This is a genomic window from Spirabiliibacterium falconis (genome assembly GCF_014885015.1).
Lineage (GTDB): Bacteria > Pseudomonadota > Gammaproteobacteria > Enterobacterales > Pasteurellaceae > Spirabiliibacterium > Spirabiliibacterium falconis.
Genome location: NZ_JABMIJ010000008.1, coordinates 104514 through 123827, shown reverse-complemented (window position 1 = coordinate 123827; position 19314 = coordinate 104514). Strand labels below are relative to the sequence as shown.

General features: G+C 43.4%; 17 protein-coding genes and 1 pseudogene. 14 read left to right on the top strand and 4 right to left on the bottom strand.

Annotated elements, in window-relative coordinates:
• Positions 1-5: 5 nt before the first annotated feature.
• Positions 6-881 carry a helix-turn-helix transcriptional regulator gene (locus HPC40_RS05680; protein ID WP_208118520.1) on the bottom strand — a complete coding sequence of 292 codons (876 nt, stop codon included), beginning with the start codon at positions 879-881 and terminating at the stop codon, positions 6-8.
• 134 nt (positions 882-1015) lie between these two features.
• Between HPC40_RS05680 and HPC40_RS05675 the strand changes: the two genes are divergently transcribed.
• The 4 genes from HPC40_RS05675 (at position 1016) to tkt (ending at position 7828) form a co-directional block, all read left to right on the top strand.
• Entirely contained in the window at positions 1016-3205 is a 2190-nt protein-coding gene (locus HPC40_RS05675) for a TonB-dependent siderophore receptor (RefSeq protein WP_208118519.1), read from the top strand.
• Positions 3206-3324: 119 nt separating this feature from the next.
• Complete coding sequence (locus HPC40_RS05670; protein ID WP_208118518.1) at positions 3325-4761, top strand: chloride channel protein; 1437 nt, start codon at positions 3325-3327, stop codon at positions 4759-4761.
• 2 nt (positions 4762-4763) lie between these two features.
• The gene (gene dusA, locus HPC40_RS05665; RefSeq protein WP_208118517.1) at positions 4764-5735 is read left to right on the top strand and encodes a tRNA dihydrouridine(20/20a) synthase DusA; all 972 of its coding nucleotides are present in this window, start codon (positions 4764-4766) and stop codon (positions 5733-5735) included.
• A 95-nt stretch (positions 5736-5830) separates the two neighbouring features.
• A complete protein-coding gene (gene tkt / locus HPC40_RS05660) occupies positions 5831-7828 on the top strand; it encodes a transketolase (RefSeq protein WP_208118516.1) in 1998 nt (665 codons plus the stop codon).
• 73 nt (positions 7829-7901) lie between these two features.
• On the opposite strand, the gene uxuA is transcribed toward tkt, so the two are convergent.
• The 3 genes from uxuA to HPC40_RS05645 all read right to left on the bottom strand — a co-directional run bounded on the left by uxuA (position 7902) and on the right by HPC40_RS05645 (position 10908).
• Positions 7902-9089 carry a mannonate dehydratase gene (gene uxuA, locus HPC40_RS05655; RefSeq protein ID WP_208118515.1) on the bottom strand — a complete coding sequence of 396 codons (1188 nt, stop codon included), beginning with the start codon at positions 9087-9089 and terminating at the stop codon, positions 7902-7904.
• Between the two features lie 14 nt (positions 9090-9103).
• Positions 9104-9859, bottom strand: coding sequence for an FCD domain-containing protein (locus HPC40_RS05650; RefSeq protein ID WP_208118514.1), 756 nt, complete (start codon positions 9857-9859; stop codon positions 9104-9106).
• Between the two features lie 68 nt (positions 9860-9927).
• Entirely contained in the window at positions 9928-10908 is a 981-nt protein-coding gene (locus tag HPC40_RS05645; RefSeq protein WP_208118513.1) for a TRAP transporter substrate-binding protein, read from the bottom strand.
• 217 nt (positions 10909-11125) lie between these two features.
• On the opposite strand from HPC40_RS05645, the gene HPC40_RS05640 reads away from it, so the two are divergent.
• The 10 genes and pseudogenes from HPC40_RS05640 (at position 11126) to rplW (ending at position 19305) form a co-directional block, all read left to right on the top strand.
• Positions 11126-11620 carry a TRAP transporter small permease gene (locus tag HPC40_RS05640; protein WP_208118512.1) on the top strand — a complete coding sequence of 165 codons (495 nt, stop codon included), beginning with the start codon at positions 11126-11128 and terminating at the stop codon, positions 11618-11620.
• Between the two features lie 9 nt (positions 11621-11629).
• The gene (locus HPC40_RS05635; protein ID WP_208118511.1) at positions 11630-12940 is read left to right on the top strand and encodes a TRAP transporter large permease; all 1311 of its coding nucleotides are present in this window, start codon (positions 11630-11632) and stop codon (positions 12938-12940) included.
• A 19-nt stretch (positions 12941-12959) separates the two neighbouring features.
• Positions 12960-14414: a mannitol dehydrogenase family protein gene (locus HPC40_RS05630; protein WP_208118510.1), complete on the top strand. Its 1455-nt coding sequence runs from the start codon at positions 12960-12962 to the stop codon at positions 14412-14414.
• 2 nt (positions 14415-14416) lie between these two features.
• A pseudogene (gene uxaC / locus HPC40_RS05625) lies at positions 14417-15822 on the top strand (glucuronate isomerase).
• A 104-nt stretch (positions 15823-15926) separates the two neighbouring features.
• Positions 15927-16808 carry a hypothetical protein gene (locus tag HPC40_RS05620; RefSeq protein ID WP_235972324.1) on the top strand — a complete coding sequence of 294 codons (882 nt, stop codon included), beginning with the start codon at positions 15927-15929 and terminating at the stop codon, positions 16806-16808.
• 58 nt (positions 16809-16866) lie between these two features.
• Positions 16867-17136: a hypothetical protein gene (locus HPC40_RS05615; RefSeq protein ID WP_208118509.1), complete on the top strand. Its 270-nt coding sequence runs from the start codon at positions 16867-16869 to the stop codon at positions 17134-17136.
• A gap of 283 nt (positions 17137-17419) precedes the next feature.
• On the top strand, positions 17420-17731 hold the full coding sequence (gene rpsJ, locus HPC40_RS05610; RefSeq protein ID WP_001181005.1) for a 30S ribosomal protein S10: 312 nt from the start codon (positions 17420-17422) through the stop codon (positions 17729-17731).
• 15 nt (positions 17732-17746) lie between these two features.
• A complete protein-coding gene (gene rplC / locus HPC40_RS05605) occupies positions 17747-18382 on the top strand; it encodes a 50S ribosomal protein L3 (protein WP_208118508.1) in 636 nt (211 codons plus the stop codon).
• Positions 18383-18397: 15 nt separating this feature from the next.
• Entirely contained in the window at positions 18398-19003 is a 606-nt protein-coding gene (rplD, locus tag HPC40_RS05600) for a 50S ribosomal protein L4 (RefSeq protein ID WP_208118507.1), read from the top strand.
• Positions 19000-19305, top strand: coding sequence for a 50S ribosomal protein L23 (gene rplW, locus HPC40_RS05595; protein ID WP_208118506.1), 306 nt, complete (start codon positions 19000-19002; stop codon positions 19303-19305). The genes rplD and rplW overlap by 4 nt, the downstream gene beginning before the upstream one ends.
• The last annotated feature ends 9 nt before the right edge of the window (positions 19306-19314 follow it).

Here is a 19314-nt window from a genome sequence, read left to right as displayed (position 1 = left end):
CACTTTTATGTTTTCAATTTGCTGGGACGAATACCAAACGCTTTATAAAATTGCGCACTAAAACATTCTGTTTTGCGATACCCAACCAATTGGGCTGCTTCAGATACTGTTGATCCACTTAATAATGCCTGCTTGGCACGTTGCATTTTTAATTGGTGTAAATAGTGCATAATTGTTGTGTTATAACGTGTTTTAAATGCTATCTGTAATGTGGTTGGATTGCTGCAACAATAATGTGCGATCTGTTGCATTGTCCAATTATCTGCTTTCGTGCTGTGTAATAGTTCAAATAGCATATCTAGGCGTTTCTCCTCAAGTGGTGTCGTACTGTTATATGACGGTGTTGGAAAGACACATTGTAAAATTTCTAAGAGCAATGTCGTACAGAGATTTTGTTGCACCGCACTTTGCCAAATGGGATCGATGTTTTCACTACGCAATAATTGGGTAAGATAAACCTGCATACTGGCAGTGATAGGAAACGTTTGTTGTAAAAGTGCGGTTTGCAGTTGATGTAAAATTCTGCTGCTAATGCCGTGTGCAGCCAGCCATGTAGCATCAAAAAATACAACAATTTCACGTTGTGTTGCGCCAGCATAAAAATGTTTATTTCCCTCTAAGTCATCATTTAAATTCGCTAAAATTGCGCCTTGATTTGCCTGCAACTGGAGCGTGTTATTGCCATAGCGTAAATGTGTTATGCCATTTAACGTAAACACTAAGCGTAAACTTGCGTGAAATGCCAAATTGGCGGTTAATTTGTCGCATTGGCAGTGTAACGTAGCAGATTTCCACGACAGCCCGTTACCAAAACCATGATAGCGTTGTGTGCCTAATAATTCAGGGAATGGATCGATATGTCTATATAGTTTTGTTTCCATAAGCGATTTATTTTCTCACAGGGGGGATAAAATTGCCTGTTAGGTATGCTGGGTTATTAGCACTTAACATAGAATAACCATGTTATGCGAATAATTATCGTTTGTAAAATCACATTTCTAACTGAGGGTCGTTTATGCAACAGATAACATCACAACCGCACTTTAAGTTAAGTTGGCTGGTATTAACACTTTTGCCATTTTCTGCATTGGCTGTTGATGTGCAGCTTGATACTGTCAATGTTCATGCCACTACAACAAAAATGCAACCGACTGAAAGTACGACCCAAGGTTATGGGGCTTATGGGACGAGCACTGCTACAGGCTTGCCAATGACACTACGCCAAACACCACAAAATATTAGTATTGTGTCGGCTCAACAAATCTATGATCAGAATTTAACCACATTGGGTAAAGTTGTGCAGCAGGCTGTCGGACTTTATACCGATACGAAAGGCTCAAAAATTTCGGGGTATACCGTACTTTATGCACGCGGTAATAAAGTTGAAAATTTCCAACTAGATGGTATGCCAATTAACAGTGTGGGCTTAGGCGGCAAGGGGCCTGGTGCTGAACCAAATGCTTGGAGTATGTTAAATACTGCACAATATGATCGCGTTGAAGTGTTACGTGGTGCGACCGCACTTATGGATGGCTCAGGGCAACCGAGTGCAACAATTAGCTTGCACCGCAAGCGTCCAACACAGGCGTTTCAGGGAAGCGTGGATATGAAAATGGGGAGTGATAATTTATATGGTATGCAAGCTGATTTCTCAGGCAATTTAAATCAAGATAAAACGGTACGCGGGCGTTTAGTCGCGGCTTATACTCAAGCGGACAGTTTTCAAGATCGCAGCGATAATCGCAATGGTATGCTTTATGGCATTACAGAATGGGATATGTCAGATAATACGATGTTGACATTTGGTGGAACATACCAATATATGCATGATCGTAATTCATCTATGTTTGGCTTAGTGTTATATGATACGAATGGTGATCCGTTGCATGTGAAAAAAGGCTATAATGCAACTATCAACGGTTCTTATGTGAAGTATCATAACATTAATTTTTTTACGGAGTTAAAACATCGCATAAGTGATCATTGGGAGATAAAAGCCGAATATGGTTATACCAAAGGTCATCGAGATCAAGTTGCAGGGGTAATAGGTTCGTTATTTGTTAATCGTGCAGCTCAAATGGGAGCGGGTGTTATCGTGCGTAGTGATGAGCGTCCAGTTCAGCATAATTTCACTGTAGCATTGAATGGCCATTATGATTTATGGGGTAGGCAGCACGATGCAATGTTGGGGCTGAGTGGTTATACTTTAAAAAGTGATCAGCCTCGCTATGAACGCCAACTGAATCGTATGAGAGGAATAAATAATATTCTTGATTTTTCAGGGGAATATTTCATTACGCCATGGATTTCCAATGCGATGGATTACAATCGTATTCGTCAAGTTGGTGGCTATGCTGCCACTCGACTCTATTTCGCGGATAATGTGGCATTGATTGCGGGTGGACGTTATACCGCGTTTAAAGTGAAAGAAGAAACGCAATATATTCATGGCAATAACGCACTGAGCAGTTTTACGCCGTATGTGGGCATTGTCTATGATCTTAATCAGAATCTATCACTGTATAGTAGCTACGCGCAAATCTTTAAACCGCAAACCAAAGCCGATATTAACGGTACTTACTTAAAACCAGAAAAAGGCAGTAATGTTGAAATTGGGTTGAAAGGAGAATTTTTTGAACAGCGTTTAAATGGATCTATCTCATTATTTGAAACACGCAAAAGTAATGTCGGCTATTGTGCCAAGTACTCACAAAATAATGCATTATGCGATTACTATGATGTGGATCCAAAAGTAAAAGCCCGAGGGTTTGAAGTGGAGATGAATGGATTAATTACAGATCGTTGGGCGATTATGGCAGGCTTGAGCTATGCGAAAGCAAAAACGCCCGAAGGTGTCGTCAAAACGCCAGAAGTTCCGAGAAAACAATTTAAGTTATTTACCAGCTATCAATGGCAACAACTGACGGCAGGGGTAGGATTGCGTTGGCAAAGTGAGATCAATGAAAATATACCTTGGGGATTACCAAAAACGGCATCTGCACTGCAAATTGCACGTTCAAAAGCGGTTTCTAGACAAAAATCCTATGCCGTTGTTGATGCGATGATGCGTTATCGCGTCAATCAATACGCCGATGTGATTGTCAATATTGAAAATGTATTTAATAAAACATATCGTACCAGTCCAAACTCGCATTCTTATGGTGCACCAAGAACTATCATTGGCACCTTGAGTGTGAAATTTTAGGTGAATCCCTCACGGTCTGCACCGTGGTGCAGACCTGATTTATTCCTTGCCAAATACTGCACAGACCGCACTTTTACGCTATAATAACGACTTTACGATTACTCCTCTTACATACCATCATGCTACCTGATATAAAATTGATTATGAGTAAAGTGCGGTATTATCTGCATCATAAAGGTCATCAAACGTGGCGATTATCACGCAAAAGCATAGAGTTTATGTGCCTGCTTATTGGGGCGGCATTAGTGGCATTGGTCTCGCTAGGGTTTGCACTGCTGTCTGAAATGGGATTAGAGTGGAATGCCCATTGGGCGCATCATCATCCTTATGCTATCTGGATTGCATTGCCATTAGGTTTACCGCTATTAACCTGGTTTACGCAACGTTATACCCCGTTCGTTAATGGCAGTGGGATTCCACAGGTGATCGCCTCACTTTCATTACCGCATGGTGTCAATAAAACGCGTTTAATTACATTTTGGCAAACATTATGGAAAATCCCCTTAACGTTTTTGGCAATGTGTTTAGGCGCATCAGTTGGGCGTGAAGGTCCTTCTGTTCAAGTGGGGGCGGCGGTAATGTTAGCCTGGGGCAATTTTTGCCGTAAACATAACATTGCATTTAAAGGCTTAACCACCAATGAATTGATCGCAACGGGGGCGGCTGGAGGTTTGGCGGCAGCATTTAACGCCCCCTTAGCTGGCGTAATTTTTGCTATTGAAGAGCTTGGACGAGGATTGTTATTACGTTGGGAAAGGCGCGTGTTACTCGGTGTGTTGGCAGCGGGTTTTATTTTGGTCGCGATTCAAGGCAATAACCCATATTTTCCCCATTATATCGGGGCAACAGAAGTGCCAAAAATGTATTTTTGGGTGTTAATTTGTGCGGTTGTCTGTGGTGTATTGGGGGGATTATTTGCGCGTTTGTTAAGTAAGGGTTTTGCTGCTTATTCCCCAGCAAAATATCGAGGTTGGATTCGTCGGCATCCGCTGGCCGTGGCATTTCTAATGGGGCTGATTTTGACCGCACTTGGTGTTTATACCGATGGGCGTACCTATGGGACAGGCTACGAGCAGGTAACCTATCTTTTAAATGATGCCCCCATCCATCCCGAAGGATTTGGGGTGGCAAAACTATTTGCAACCGTTGCCACCTATTGGGCAGGTATTCCTGGTGGTATTTTCACACCCGCATTAACCACGGGGGCAGCGATTGGTGCGCATATTTGGGAATTCTCAAGTGGATTGGTGGATCAGCGATTGTTAGTGTTACTGTCTATGGCCGCATTTTTAGCGGCAGCAACGCAATCGCCAGTCACCGCCAGTGTGGTCGTAATGGAGATGACAGGCAGCCAGCCCGTGTTATTTTGGATGTTAATCTGTTGCCTAGTTGCCTCTATTGTGTCACGCCAATTCTGCCCGAAACCGTTTTATCATTTCGCAGCAGGGCGTTTTCGCCAGCGTATTCAAGAAGAAAATGCACTACAAGCCCATTTGCAACAGGCCGCCATGCGCAATGAGAATACGACGCCTGAGCAAAGCAAATCACAAGGATAATTATGCACAACGTTACCCAAGCGCGACGTTTTAGTGTTGCGCCTATGCTGGATTGGACCACACGCCACTGCCGCTATTTTCATCGCCAATTTAGTCGCCATGCGCTGCTTTACACTGAAATGGTGACCACGGGGGCGGTGATTCATGCGAAATATGATCACCTAACCTACTCACATGACGAGCAACCACTGGCATTACAACTCGGCGGTAGCGATCCAAGCCAACTCGCCTATTGTGCCAAATTAGCTGAACAGCGTGGCTATAATGAAGTGAATTTAAACGTCGGCTGTCCGTCAGATCGCGTTCAAAATGGGGCATTTGGAGCATGTTTAATGGCACAGGCTGAGTTGGTGGCGCGCTGTGTGAGTGAAATGCAAAGTGCGGTCAGTATTCCCGTTACGGTGAAAACCCGCATTGGCATTGATGAGCTTGATTCCTATGACTTTCTGTGTGAGTTTATCGACACTGTGCAGCGTGCAGGTTGCCGTGATTTTATCATTCACGCACGTAAGGCGTGGCTGTCAGGCTTAAGCCCGAAACAAAACCGCGAAATTCCGCCACTGGATTATGAACGCGTGTATCAACTGAAACAAGATTTCCCCCATCTGTGGATTGGTATTAACGGTGGGATTAAAAACCTCGATGAAATGCAAGCCCACCTTGCCCATGTGGATGGCGTGATGGTCGGGCGTGAGGCGTATCTTAACCCTAGTCTGCTCGGGTGGATTGACCACACGTTATATGATAGTCAAAGTGCGGTTGTCAGCCCCATTGACGCGGTTCAGGCGATGCTGCCTTATATCGAGAACGAGCTGGCACAAGGCACACGACTGCAAAGCATTACTCGCCATATGATTAACGCCTTTGTTGGCTGCAAAGGTGCAAAACAGTGGCGACGCTACTTAAGCGAAAACGCCCACAAAGAGGGTGCGGGGCTAGAAGTGGTGGAAACCGCACTTTCATTTGTGATATAACTCAAATATATTTCATTTATTGCTATTAACTATCAACATTGTGCCGCAAACTTGTGTACACTGTCTGGATATAAATAAAAAAACAGGAGAATAAAATGGCATCACGTAGAGAATTAGCCAATGCGATTCGATTTTTGAGCATGGACGCTGTGCAAAAAGCAAACTCAGGGCATCCTGGGGCACCTATGGGCATGGCGGATATTGCAGAAGTGTTATGGCGCGACTTTTTAAGCCACAATCCAGCGAACCCAAGCTGGGCAAACCGCGACCGTTTCGTGCTTTCCAATGGGCATGGGTCAATGTTGATTTACAGCTTGTTACATCTTAGTGGGTATGATGTATCGATTGATGATTTGAAGCAGTTCCGTCAGCTGCATTCTAAAACACCAGGGCACCCAGAATATGGTTATACTGCGGGGGTGGAAACCACCACTGGGCCATTGGGGCAGGGTATCACTAATGCGGTGGGAATGGCGATTGCTGAAAAAACGTTGGCTGCGCAATTTAACCGTGATGGTCATGATATTGTCAATCACTACACCTATGCATTCTTAGGTGATGGTTGCTTAATGGAAGGAATTTCGCATGAGGCGTGCTCACTGGCGGGGACACTCGGTCTAGGTAAACTGATTGCCTTTTATGACGATAATAATATCTCGATTGACGGCCATGTGGATGGTTGGTTCACCGATGATACGCAAAAACGCTTTGAAGCCTATGGCTGGCACGTGATTCCAGCAATTGACGGGCACGATGCAGAACAAGTGAAAAGTGCGGTTGAAAAAGCACGCGCCGAAACTAACAAGCCAACGTTGATCATCTGTAAAACCATTATTGGCTACGGTTCACCGAATAAAGCAAATTCCCATGACAGCCACGGTGCGCCATTGGGCAATGACGAAATTGCAGCGACACGCAAGGCATTGAATTGGGCGCATGAGGCATTTGAAATCCCACAAGAAATCTATGCCGAGTGGTCAGCCCTTGAAAAAGGCAAGCAAGCTGAGCAGGCTTGGAATGAGAAATTTGCCGCGTATGAAAAAGCCTATCCTGAGTTGGCGAAAGAATTTGTGCGCCGCATAGAAGGTGAATTGCCAATTGATTTTGATGCCAAAGCCAATGAATTCATCGCCAAATTACAAGCAAACCCTGCCAATATTGCCAGCCGCAAAGCCTCTCAAAATGCGATTGAGGCCTACGCACCATTGTTACCAGAATTACTTGGTGGTTCGGCCGACTTAGCCGGCTCTAATCTGACCCTATGGTCTGGTTCACGCCCAATTCGTGCGACTGAAAATGTTGATGGGAACTACCTCAACTACGGTGTGCGTGAATTTGGTATGTCAGCGATGATGAATGGTATTGCCTTGCACGGCGGCTTTATTCCCTATGGTGCAACGTTCTTAATGTTTATGGAATACGCCCATAATGCTGTGCGTATGGCCGCTTTGATGAAACAGCGTGTGCTGTTTGTCTATACTCACGATTCCATCGGTTTAGGCGAAGATGGCCCAACCCACCAACCTGTAGAGCAAACTGCCGCTTTGCGTTTAGTGCCAAATTTAGTCACTTGGCGTCCTTGTGACCAAGTGGAATCGGCGGCGGCGTGGAAAGCAGCGATTGAGCGCAAAGATGGTCCGAGTGCGTTGATCTTCAGCCGTCAAAATTTAACACAAATGCCACGTGATGAGGCGCAACTGGCTAATATTGCGCGTGGTGGTTATATTTTAAAAGACTGTGATGGCACCCCAGAGCTGATTTTGATCGCAACAGGCTCAGAAGTGGAGCTGGCTGTGAAAGCGGCAGAGCAGCTTTGCGAAGAAGGCAAAAAAGTGCGGGTCGTTTCTATGCCAAGCACCAATGCGTTTGATGCGCAAGATGAGGCTTATCGCGAAAGCGTATTGCCAAGTGCGGTTAGCAAACGTGTGGCGATTGAGGCTGGAATTGCCGATTTCTGGTATAAATATGTCGGACTAAACGGTCGTGTGGTTGGTATGCACGGCTTTGGCGAATCAGCACCTGCAGGTGAGTTATTCAAACTCTTTGGCTTCACGGTGGAAAATGTGGTGAAAACCGCCAAAGCGATTTTATAACTTCTATGAAAAAAGCAGCATTGACGCTGCTTTTTTATCGTTCAAAGTGCGGTTTAGACCGCACTTTTACATTTTACTTCTTATCAAAGAAAGCTTTTTTCAAGCCCAGTTCTAAGCCACGGAACTCAGCCAAGCCTTTCAATCGACCAATGGCGGAGTAGCCTGGATTGGTTTTTTTGTGCAAATCATCGAGCATTTGGTGCCCGTGATCTGGGCGCATTGGGATAAGGCGTTTTTCGCCCGCCGCTAAACGGCGATACTCTTCATCTAGCAATGCTTTAACCACGTTAAACATATCCACATCGCCTTGTAGGTGAGCCGCTTCGTGGAAAGAGAGCGGGTTTTCTTCACGGCAGGTGGAACGTAAGTGCGCAAAATAAATACGATCGGCAAAACGCTTGGTCATTTCCACCAAATCATTGTCGGAACGCACGCCGTAAGAGCCAGTGCACATAGTGAAGCCATTGGCCGGCAGAGGCTGGGTATCGACATACCACTGCATATCCTCAATGGTGGAGACAATGCGTGGCAGCCCTAAAATTGGGCGCGGCGGATCGTCTGGGTGCACTGCCATTTTGATGCCCACTTCTTGTGCCACTGGAATGATTTCATTTAAGAAATATGCCAAGTGTTCGCGAAATTTCTCTGGTGAAATGTCTTTATAACGATCGAGTTGCGCTTGGAATTCCGCCAGTGTATAGCCCTCTTCGGCACCTGGTAAGCCTGCAATAATATTGCGTGTTAATTTGTCAATATCGGCTTGGGTCATGTTCTCAAAATAGGTTTTGGCTTGTGTAAGTTCTTCAGCACTGTAACCTTTTTCAGCACCAGGGCGTTTTAAAATATGCACTTCAAAGGCGGCAAATGCAATTTGATCAAAACGTAGCGCACGCGATCCATCTGGCAATTCATAGCCCAGATCTGTGCGAGTCCAGTCCAATACAGGCATAAAATTGTAGCAGACCGTATCAATACCGCACTTTGCCAAATTGCGTAGGGTTTGTTTGTAATTATCAATCCACGTTTGGTAGTTGCCCGTTTGCGTTTTGATTTCTTCGTGCACGGGGACACTTTCTACCACAGACCACGTTAATCCCGCCGCTTCTACCGCGTTTTTACGCTTTTCAATTTCCTCAATACTCCATACTTCACCATTTTTAATGTGATGAAGTGCGGTCACAATGCCCGTGGCACCTGCTTGACGAATATCACTGAGTGTGACGGGGTCATTAGGTCCATACCAACGCCATGTTTGTTCCATAATCTTTCTCCGAATTAAATGCCCACAGCAACAGGGTTTATATTAAATAAATAACCATCAAAATTAGGATCATCTATATCTGATAGTTCAAAGAGTTTTTGTTTCACATTTTCGATGTGCTGCCACATCGCTTTTTTTGCCGCGACAGGATCTTTACGCTGAATGGCATTAATAATATTTTGATGATCGGTAAGCCATAGCACGCGATAATTTTGATTGGGAATATGAGAATGTAATCCTTTCCACATATTACTGTCGGTGCGGTATCGCCATAAATTTTTTTGTAACCGAATTAATGCTTCATTTTGTGTAATTTCTGCAATGGCAATATGAAAATCTTTATCGGCAATGTAATCTTCATCACCGTGTTCGAGCGTAGCACGCTCACGATCTAAAATGGCTTTGAGTTTTACAATATCAGAGCGATTAGCTTGAATTGCTGCAAATTCTGCAATGCTACTTTCGAGTAATTGCCGAGCTTGTAGCAGCTCAAACGGACCAATGTCACCAGAGTAATGGCTATTTAGATTTTGCTGTTGACTCGGCAGGGCAATGACATAGCTGCCAGAGCCTTTGCGTATCTCAATTAATCCTTCCAGCTCAAGCATAATCATCGCTTCACGAATAACGGTGCGACTGACATTGAGTTCCTCTGCAAAATCACGCTCAGGTGGCAATCTATCACCAATGGCATAGAGCCCTGATGCCAGTTTTTGTTTGAGCAGTTCGCCTATTTTTTTGTATGAGCGAAAATCCTGTTTCGTCGTCATGTGTAAAACCTTATGGTAACAAGTGGTAAGAAAAGTGGTCTAACCAAATGTTACCATATTTAGCACAATTATTTCACTTCACGAATTTGCTCAACCAATTTGTACATGTCAGGATTGTTTTTTTGAAATTCTGAATACATTGGCGCAACGGCTTCTTTAAATGGTGTTTTATCGACTTCGATAAATTCAACCCCTTGTTTAACCGCACTTTCGCGTTGTTTATTTTCTGATTCCACCCATAATTCTGTCATTTTTTCAGTGGCTTCTTGGGCGGCTTGTTTCACTGCTTTTTGATCTTTTTCAGGTAAGCTATCCCACACTTTGGTAGAAATCACTAAGACATCAGGTACCATGGTGTGTTCATCTTGACTGAAGAATTTAGCCACTTCACTGTGACGACTAAGGGTATAAGAGGGAATATTGTTTTCCGCTGCATCTACCACGCCTTGTTGAAGTGCGGTATAAAGTTCACCATAGGCTAATGGAGTAGGGTTGCCGCCGAGCTCTTTTACCATATTCACCGCTGTTGGGCTTGGTTGTACCCGCACTTTTAGTCCGTTTAAGTCTTGCGGTGTTTTGATCGGTTTTTTGGCATAGAAACTGCGCGCACCTGCATCTAAATAGGCGATGCCAATAAAGCCACTGTCACGCGAAGATTGTAAGATTTTCTCACCAATCTCACTTTTCATCACGTTGTGGTATTGGTCTTTGCTGTTGAAGAGATACGGCAGGTTATACACGCCATAATCTTTAGCAAAGGCCTCTAATTCAGCAGCGTTAGATTTGGCAAGACCCAGCACACCTTTTTGCACCAATTCAAGCGATTCACGCTGTGATCCCAGTTGGGCGTCAGGATACACACGAATTTTTAAATCCCCACCGCTTAATTCAGCAGTGCGTTTAGCAAAAAAATCTAATGCTGCGTGCACGGGATGTGAGCGGTTTTGGTTATGGCTGAGTTTTAGTGTAACACTGGCATAGACGCTAGAGGCGGCAAATGTTAATGCTAACCCACCAAGCATTGCTTTCATCAATTTAGCTGTTTTCATAAAATCCCCTTTCTTCTAGAGTGTGAATATAAATTGGTATGCCGATATTGCGTCTAATTTTGCTATATCGCAAATGTATTTTGCTAAAAATGTGAATGTCATCACATAAAAAACATTAATTGGCATTCCAATTTTAAAAATGTGATCTAGGTCTATTTTCATAAGTGCACTCTACCCCTACAATGGCAACGTGATTCTCAACGTGAGTGGAAAAACTATGGACAAAGCTGTCAAAATAATGAACCGCTGTATGATGCTTTTTTCCGTGACACTATCTGTGTTGCTGGTATTTTGTGTCGTATGGCAGGTGATTTCTCGTTATATTTTAGGGGCACCAAGTATCGTAACAGATGAGCTTGCACGTTTTCTTTTTATGTGGGTTGGATTAATTGGAGCCGCCCATGCAACTGGATTGAAGCAACATCTTGCTATTGATCTTTTGCTGATGAAAAGCCAGGGTAAAAAGAAAGTATTGTTAGAATTATTAATTTTAAGCCTGATGATTTTTTTTGCTGTGTATATTTTGGTTTATGGAGGCGGAACACTTGCTTGGGATACCCATATCAGCGGGCAAATTTCACCATCACTAGCGATTGATATGGGCTTAGTTTATCTCTGCCTGCCAATCTCTGGTTTGATTATGCTCTTCTATTTAACCATCGATTTTATCCAAAAAATCAGAACATTAAACACAATTGGTCAACCAATTTAAGGTGTTGTTATGGAATGGACAATTATTCTCACACTGTTTGGTAGCTTTGCTATCATGTTGGCACTGTCAGTGCCGATTTCATTTGCAATTGCAATTGCAACATTAATTACAATTTCGATGAGTATGCCAAGTGATATGGCCATTACGGTTATTACTCAGAAATTGGCCTCAGGGTTAGACAATTTCGCCTTGCTGGCAATTCCTTTCTTTATCCTTGCAGGGAATATTATGAACCGTGGTGGTATTGCACGGCGTTTGATCGCACTGGCGAAAGTGCTAGGTGCAAAATTGCCAGGTTCACTTTTCCACTGTAATGTCTTGGCAAATATGATGTTTGGTTCTATTTCAGGTTCTGCGGTGGCGTCAGCGGCAGCAATGGGCGGAATTATGTCGCCTTTACAAAAGAAAGAAGGCTATGATCCTGAAATTTCTGCTGCGGTAAACATCACTTCTTGTCCAACAGGGCTTTTAATTCCGCCAAGTAACACATTAATTGTTTACTCATTAGTATCAGGGGGGACGTCAATTTCCGCTCTTTTCTTGGCAGGCTATGTGCCAGGGATTTTGATGGGACTTGGTATTATGTTAGTTGCAGGTTTTATTGCGAAACGTCGTCAATACCCAGTAGAAGCATTGCCGCCGTGTAAAGATGTGCTGTGGAAACTGCTAGATGCACTACCTTCTTTACTGCTGATCATCATTGTGATTGGCGGTATTATTGCAGGGATTTTCACTGCAACAGAAGCTTCTGCCATTGCGGTTGTTTATACGTTTATCTTGGCAGTAGTGATTTATCGTGAGGTTAAGCTCAAAGAATTACCGCTGATCATTATGAATTCAGGTATCACTACGGCAATTGTATTGTTGTTAATCGGCACATCATCGGGTATGTCTTGGGCGATGGCAAATGCGGATATTCCTTTTTTAATTCAAGACGGCTTAAATTACATCTCAGATAGCCCAATTGTCATTATGGCAGTCATTGTTGCGATTTTGCTGGTGATCGGAACGTTTATGGATATGACCCCCGCCGTGTTGATTTTTACACCAATTTTCTTGCCAATTGCCAGCGATATTGGTGTTGATCCGGTACATTTCGGGATTATTATGACCTTTAGCCTATGTATCGGCATTTGTACGCCACCTGTGGGTAGTGCGCTATTTGTGGGTTGCTCGGTGGGAAATGTCAGCATTGATAAAGTGCTTAAGCCTTTAATTCCGTTTTTTATTGTAATGATTTTAACACTGCTGTTGGTGACATTTATTCCTGATTTAAGCTTAATTTTGCCAAAAGTATTACTTGATTATATGCCGTTATAACATGGCTTAAGGATATAACATGAATAAAATTCTTGATATTGGCTATGCCAAATCACAACTAAAAAGTCGTATTTTACATCTTGGGTTTGGTGCGTTTCATCGTGCACATCAAGCCTTGATAACCGATGAAGTGGCACGCAAATCTAACAGTGATTGGGGCTATTGTGAAGTTAATCTCGTCGGTGGCGAGCAATTAATTGAAGATTTGAAAAAGCAAGAGCTGCAATACAGTGTACTTGAAAAAGGGCAGGAAAATAACACACTTAAACGCATTAATGCTGTGTGTGAAGCCTTTCACCCTGAACTTGATGGGCAAAGTGCGGTGTTAGAAAAAATGGCCGACCCTGATATTGCTATTGTGTCGATGACTATTACCGAAAAAGGCTATTGCATTGACCCAAGCACGGGGCGATTGGATCTGAATAATACCTTTGTACAACAAGACATTAAACATATTGAACAGCCACAGTCTGCCCTTGGTTATATTGTGCGTGCGTTAATGTTACGACGTGAACGTGGCATTGCACCGTTTACCGTGATGTCATGCGACAATGTGATGGAAAATGGCGCAAAAGCCAAAAGTGCGGTTGTACAATTGGCGGCGCAAATCGACACCGCACTTTCACACTGGATTGAGGAAAATGTACCGTTCCCATGCACGATGGTCGATCGCATTGTGCCTGCCGCCACACCTGAAACATTAACGCAAATTGCGGATATTTTAGGTTATGAAGACCCGTGCGGCATTGCCTGTGAAGATTTCCGCCAATGGGTAATTGAAGATCATTTTGTCGATCATCAGCGTCCACAATGGGAGCTGGCGGGGGCGCAATTAGTTGATGATGTTCGCCCATTTGAACAAATGAAATTGCGCATGCTCAATGGTGCACATTCATTTTTGGCGTATCTTGGTTATCTTGGTGGGTACGCTCATATTTCGGATACCATGCAAGATGACAATTACCGCAATGCCGCACTACGCTTGATGCTCAAAGAGCAAGCACCAACTTTGCGCATGCCAGAAGGGACAGATTTAGACCAATATGCACATTTATTGATCGCACGTTTTACCAATCCGAGTTTGAAACATCAAACTTACCAAATCGCCACCGATGGCAGCCAAAAATTACCACCGCGGATGTTGGAATCGATCAGCTATCATCTCGCTCACGGCAGTGATTTTTCATTGTTAGCGTTAGGAGTGGCGGGTTGGTGCCGTTATGTGGCAGGTGTCAACGAACAAGGCGAGGCATTTGAGGTGCACGACCCGATGGCAGCGCAATTTGCCGATATTTATCAAAAGTGCGGTCTAGGTGAAGCGATGGTTGATGAATTGTTGAATTTATCAGCGATTTTTCCTGCTGAGTTGCAACGTGAACCGCACTTTGTGAATGCCGTGAAAACGGCCTACGCGATGCTGCTTGCGCGTGGTGCAAAAGCGACCGTTGCACACTATTTAACCCAAGGAGAATAATGATGAAAGCATTTATGGACGAGGATTTTCTGCTTTCTACTGAGGTGGCAAAAACGCTGTATCACGACTATGCGGCAGCGATGCCAATTTTTGATTACCACTGCCATCTTGATCCCAAACAAATTGCTGAAAATTATCAATTTACTGATATGGCGGACATCTGGCTGGCAGGCGATCACTACAAATGGCGCGCGATGCGTACTGCGGGCATTGATGAGCATTTTATTACGGGGGCGGCTAGTGCGTATGACAAATATATGGCGTTTGCTAAAACTGTGCCGCTGTGCATTGGCAACCCGATTTATCACTGGACGCACCTTGAACTGCGCCGTCCGTTTGTCATCACAAATACGGTGTTTAACCCAGAAACAGCCCCGAAAATTTGGCAAGCATGCAACGCAATGCTACAAACACCAGAATTTAGCGCGCGTGGCATAATGCAAAAAATGAATGTTGCACTAGTGGGAACCACCGATGACCCAACTGATAGCCTTGAGCATCACCAACAATTGGCGCAGGATAGTACGTTTACTATTGATGTTGTGCCAAGTTGGCGACCTGATAAAGTGCTTAAAATTGAGCAACCGCACTTTGTGGATTATCTCACCACCTTAGGCGAAGTGGCGGATATTCATATTCGTACATTTGCCGATATTAAAAAAGCGTTGCTTAAGCGTCTTGATCACTTTGAAAAGTGCGGTTGTAAATCGGCTGACCACGGCATGGAAATCGTTCGTTTCGCACCTGTGCCTGAGGAGAGCGTACTCGATCGCATCTCACCCACCGCCTAAATGGTGAGGTGCTCAGCGAGCTTGAAATTGCCCAATACCAAACCGCACTTTATGTGTTCTTAGGGCGGGAGTATCATCAACGCAACTGGGTGCTGCAAATGCACATCGGTGCGTTGCGCAATAATAATACGCGAATGTTTAAATTATTAGGCGCAGATAGCGGCTTTGACTCCATTGGCGACCGCACTTTTGCGAAAAATCTCTCAAGCCTACTCGACAGCCTTGATCAAACCAATCAGTTGCCACGCACTATTTTGTATTGCCTCAACCCGCGCGATAATGAAATGATCGCCTCCATGATCGGCAACTTCCAAGATGGCAGCTGTGCAGGCAAAATCCAATTTGGCTCTGGCTGGTGGTTTAACGACCAAAAAGACGGCATGGAACGCCAATTACAGCAGCTCTCACAACTCGGATTATTGAGCCAATTTGTGGGCATGCTGACCGACTCGCGCAGCTTCCTGTCTTATACCCGCCACGAATATTTCCGCCGCATTCTCTGCGAACTTATCGGCGGCTGGGTCACGAAAGGCGAAGCACCAAATGATATGACACTCTTGGGCGAGATGGTGAGAAATATCTGTTTTAACAATGCCAAAGGGTATTTTAAATCATAGTAATAGTATTTACATGACAATAAGGAGTACTTTATGAAAAAAAACAGGCAGTTACGCTTGCACTAACAACGTTATTTTCAGGGCTAATTTTTGCGCAAGATACGTTGACTTATGATAAAGAGCAACATGCAAATATTAGCTCTGGTACGATTACTTATTTTATTCAGTCTAAGCAAGGTCCTGGCGAAAAAAACCAGAAAGTGTGTGAGGATGGATTATTTTTCAATGAGCACTATCTTGCTGTGTTTGATGGAGCCACAGATAAGTCAGGCAAAACATATGATGGTAAAAAAGGTGGTAGAGTAAGTCGTGATATTATTCAGGATGTTTTTCAATCACTAGAGCCAAACACATCAAAAGAAGATGTGTTAAGAAAAATCAATACTGAATATCAAAAATTCTATCAAGCAAATCAAGAGATTGATTTTGAGAAAAATCCATTATTTAGACCAACCGCAACGCTCATTTGGTATAACCTTGATACCAACGAATTAGTTGCCATTGGCGACTCAAAAGCACGAATAGATGGTGTTGAATATAATGCAGATGAAAAGCTTGTTGATACATTAAATAGTGCGTTACGTGTTCGAGTCATAAAAGAATTAGGTTTAAGCGAGCAAGATATTGCTGAAAATGATCTTGGGCGCACCTATATAATGCCACTTCTTCAAAAACAAGCTGATTTTCAAAATAATCCTAATGCGCCAAAAGCATTTCAGTTTTGGGCAATTGATGGGTTTGATATACCGCAAAATGAGCTACGCGTGTGGAAATTTGATAAAGCACCGAATGTGATTGAGTTGAGTTCAGATGGCTATGAAACCTATCCACAAGAAGCGAGTGTTGCAGCATATGAAAGTGCGGTTGAAAATGTTATTAAAAACGACCCTATGCGTATTAAACACCCGTCAACGAAAGGCATCAAAAAAGGTAATTACAGCTTTGATGATCGCGCCGTATTAATTTTCAAACGCAAGGAGGCATAATATGAAAAAGTATAGCATCTGCGTAATGCTCATAAAGTTGGAGAGTTGATGACGCAGGATGGCGGGATATTTTTTTAGTGATAAAGCGAGGGAGCTGGGTAAGCAGTACAACACTCATTTTTGGGTGAATACGCTTTATGATCCTGACGGAAAAGCAGGGCTACGCTCAGGTGGAAGAGGGGATGAGATGGCGATATTCGCCAAACTCCCTGCTGATGTATACGGTTTTTGGGCAGAGCAAGGCGTTACGATTTTTCAAACAGATGAGCCTGAAATCTTACTTAATTGGCTAGATAAAAATCACTATCGTATTCCGTATGATAAATAAGTGCGATTTAAAATCTAAAGTGCGGTCACAAAAGACCGCACTTTGCTTTTTTATGATAAAAAACTTGCATTGCGTAAGTTTTTTGGTTAGAATCTGCAAACTTTCTATGGGAAGTCGTTTGGTGTAATCATTTACCAAACGGGTAAAGCTGTTTGCTTTATCAACAATGTTTCCAATCGGGAAACTAAATATGGCTTAATCGCACTTCATTTTGCATTTTACGAGGCGAAATTGAGGTGTCGGTTTTTTTATTATCTTATTTTTAAAGTGGAGCTCTGGTCTCATGCAGAACCAAAGAATCCGTATCCGTTTGAAAGCGTTTGATCATCGTTTGATTGATCAATCCACTGCGGAAATCGTAGAAACAGCAAAGCGCACAGGTGCTCAAGTGCGTGGTCCAATTCCATTGCCGACCCGCAAAGAGCGTTTCACTGTATTGATTTCACCACACGTTAATAAAGACGCGCGTGATCAATACGAAATTCGTACGCACAAACGTTTGGTTGACATCGTTGAACCAACCGAGAAAACAGTTGATGCGCTTATGCGTTTGGATCTGGCTGCCGGTGTTGACGTGCAGATCAGCCTAGGTTAATAAGAGGTTATTACAATGATTGGTTTAATCGGTCGTAAAGTTGGTATGACTCGCATCTTCACTGAAGCAGGCGTGTCTATTCCAGTTACCGTTATCGAAATCGAAGCCAACCGCGTGACTCAAGTGAAAACCCTTGAAACAGATGGCTACTGTGCAGTCCAAGTTACAACTGGTGCTAAAAAAGCATCGCGTGTGACTAAACCTGAAGCAGGTCATTTCGTTAAAGCAGGTGTTGAAGCTGGTCGCGGTTTATGGGAATTCCGTACCAACGGTGATGAAGAATTCACTCTTGGTCAAGAAATTAATGTTGATGTCTTCGCAGACGTTAAAAAAGTTGATGTTACAGGTACGTCAAAAGGTAAAGGTTTTGCAGGTGCTGTAAAACGTTGGAACTTCCGTACTCAAGATGCAACGCATGGTAACTCTTTGTCTCACCGTGCACCGGGTTCAATTGGTCAAAACCAAACTCCAGGTCGCGTGTTTAAAGGCAAGAAAATGGCAGGTCACTTAGGTGCTGAGCGTGTAACCGTTCAATCACTGGAAGTGGTTCGTGTCGATACCGAACGTAAATTACTATTAGTGAAAGGTGCTGTGCCTGGTGCTACTGGTGGTGATTTAATTGTTAAACCCGCTGTTAAAGCAAAAGCATAAGTCTAGGAGATAGGAATGGAATTAGTGACTAAAGATGCACAAAGTGCATTGACTGTTTCTGAAACTACCTTCGGACGTGAGTTTAACGAAGCATTGGTTCACCAAGTTGTTGTTGCTTATGCAGCAGGTGCTCGCCAAGGTACTCGTGCACAAAAAACTCGTGCTGAAGTAGCAGGTTCAGGTAAAAAACCATGGCGTCAAAAAGGTACAGGTCGTGCACGTTCTGGTAACGTGAAAAGCCCTATTTGGCGTTCTGGTGGTGTGACTTTTGCGGCTAAGCCACAAGATCACAGCCAAAAAGTGAACAAAAAAATGTATCGTGGTGCGATCAAAAGTATTTTATCTGAATTAGTTCGCCAAGACCGTTTGGTTGTGGTAGAAAAATTTGCAGTTGATGCACCAAAAACGAAAGTTTTAGTTCAAAAATTAAAAGAAATGGCACTGGAAGATGTGCTGATTATCACAGCAGAATTAGATGAAAATCTATTCTTAGCAGCACGTAATCTTTATAAAGTAGATGTTCGTGATGCACAAACAATCGATCCAGTGAGTTTGATTGCTTTTGAAAAAGTCGTTATCACTGTTGATGCTGTGAAGCAAATTGAGGAGATGTTGGCATGATTCTAGAAGAACGTTTGCTAAAAGTGCTTAAAGCACCACATGTCTCTGAAAAGGCTACTAACAATGCTGAACAGTCAAATACTATCGTTTTCAAAGTAGCGAAAGAGGCTAATAAAGCCGAGATCGCCGCAGCAGTTGAAAAATTGTTTGAAGTGAAAGTAGACTCTGTACGCACTGTTGTCGTGAAAGGTAAAACTAAACGTCATGGTGCTCGTATGGGTCGTCGTAGTGACTGGAAAAAAGCATATGTCACTTTACAAGAAGGTCAAGAATTGGATTTTCTTGACGGTGCCGCAGAGTAATCAGAGGAG

What these genes read in the sequence shown, in the direction of transcription:
- HPC40_RS05680 (WP_208118520.1), bottom strand. Translation starts at nt 881, where the DNA reads ATGGAAACAAAACTATATAGACATATCGATCCATTCCCTGAATTATTA.
- HPC40_RS05675 (WP_208118519.1), top strand. Translation starts at nt 1,016, where the DNA reads ATGCAACAGATAACATCACAACCGCACTTTAAGTTAAGTTGGCTGGTA.
- HPC40_RS05670 (WP_208118518.1), top strand. Translation starts at nt 3,325, where the DNA reads ATGCTACCTGATATAAAATTGATTATGAGTAAAGTGCGGTATTATCTG.
- dusA (WP_208118517.1), top strand. Translation starts at nt 4,764, where the DNA reads ATGCACAACGTTACCCAAGCGCGACGTTTTAGTGTTGCGCCTATGCTG.
- tkt (WP_208118516.1), top strand. Translation starts at nt 5,831, where the DNA reads ATGGCATCACGTAGAGAATTAGCCAATGCGATTCGATTTTTGAGCATG.
- uxuA (WP_208118515.1), bottom strand. Translation starts at nt 9,089, where the DNA reads ATGGAACAAACATGGCGTTGGTATGGACCTAATGACCCCGTCACACTC.
- HPC40_RS05650 (WP_208118514.1), bottom strand. Translation starts at nt 9,859, where the DNA reads ATGACGACGAAACAGGATTTTCGCTCATACAAAAAAATAGGCGAACTG.
- HPC40_RS05645 (WP_208118513.1), bottom strand. Translation starts at nt 10,908, where the DNA reads ATGAAAACAGCTAAATTGATGAAAGCAATGCTTGGTGGGTTAGCATTA.
- HPC40_RS05640 (WP_208118512.1), top strand. Translation starts at nt 11,126, where the DNA reads ATGGACAAAGCTGTCAAAATAATGAACCGCTGTATGATGCTTTTTTCC.
- HPC40_RS05635 (WP_208118511.1), top strand. Translation starts at nt 11,630, where the DNA reads ATGGAATGGACAATTATTCTCACACTGTTTGGTAGCTTTGCTATCATG.
- HPC40_RS05630 (WP_208118510.1), top strand. Translation starts at nt 12,960, where the DNA reads ATGAATAAAATTCTTGATATTGGCTATGCCAAATCACAACTAAAAAGT.
- HPC40_RS05615 (WP_208118509.1), top strand. Translation starts at nt 16,867, where the DNA reads ATGGCGGGATATTTTTTTAGTGATAAAGCGAGGGAGCTGGGTAAGCAG.
- rpsJ (WP_001181005.1), top strand. Translation starts at nt 17,420, where the DNA reads ATGCAGAACCAAAGAATCCGTATCCGTTTGAAAGCGTTTGATCATCGT.
- rplC (WP_208118508.1), top strand. Translation starts at nt 17,747, where the DNA reads ATGATTGGTTTAATCGGTCGTAAAGTTGGTATGACTCGCATCTTCACT.
- rplD (WP_208118507.1), top strand. Translation starts at nt 18,398, where the DNA reads ATGGAATTAGTGACTAAAGATGCACAAAGTGCATTGACTGTTTCTGAA.
- rplW (WP_208118506.1), top strand. Translation starts at nt 19,000, where the DNA reads ATGATTCTAGAAGAACGTTTGCTAAAAGTGCTTAAAGCACCACATGTC.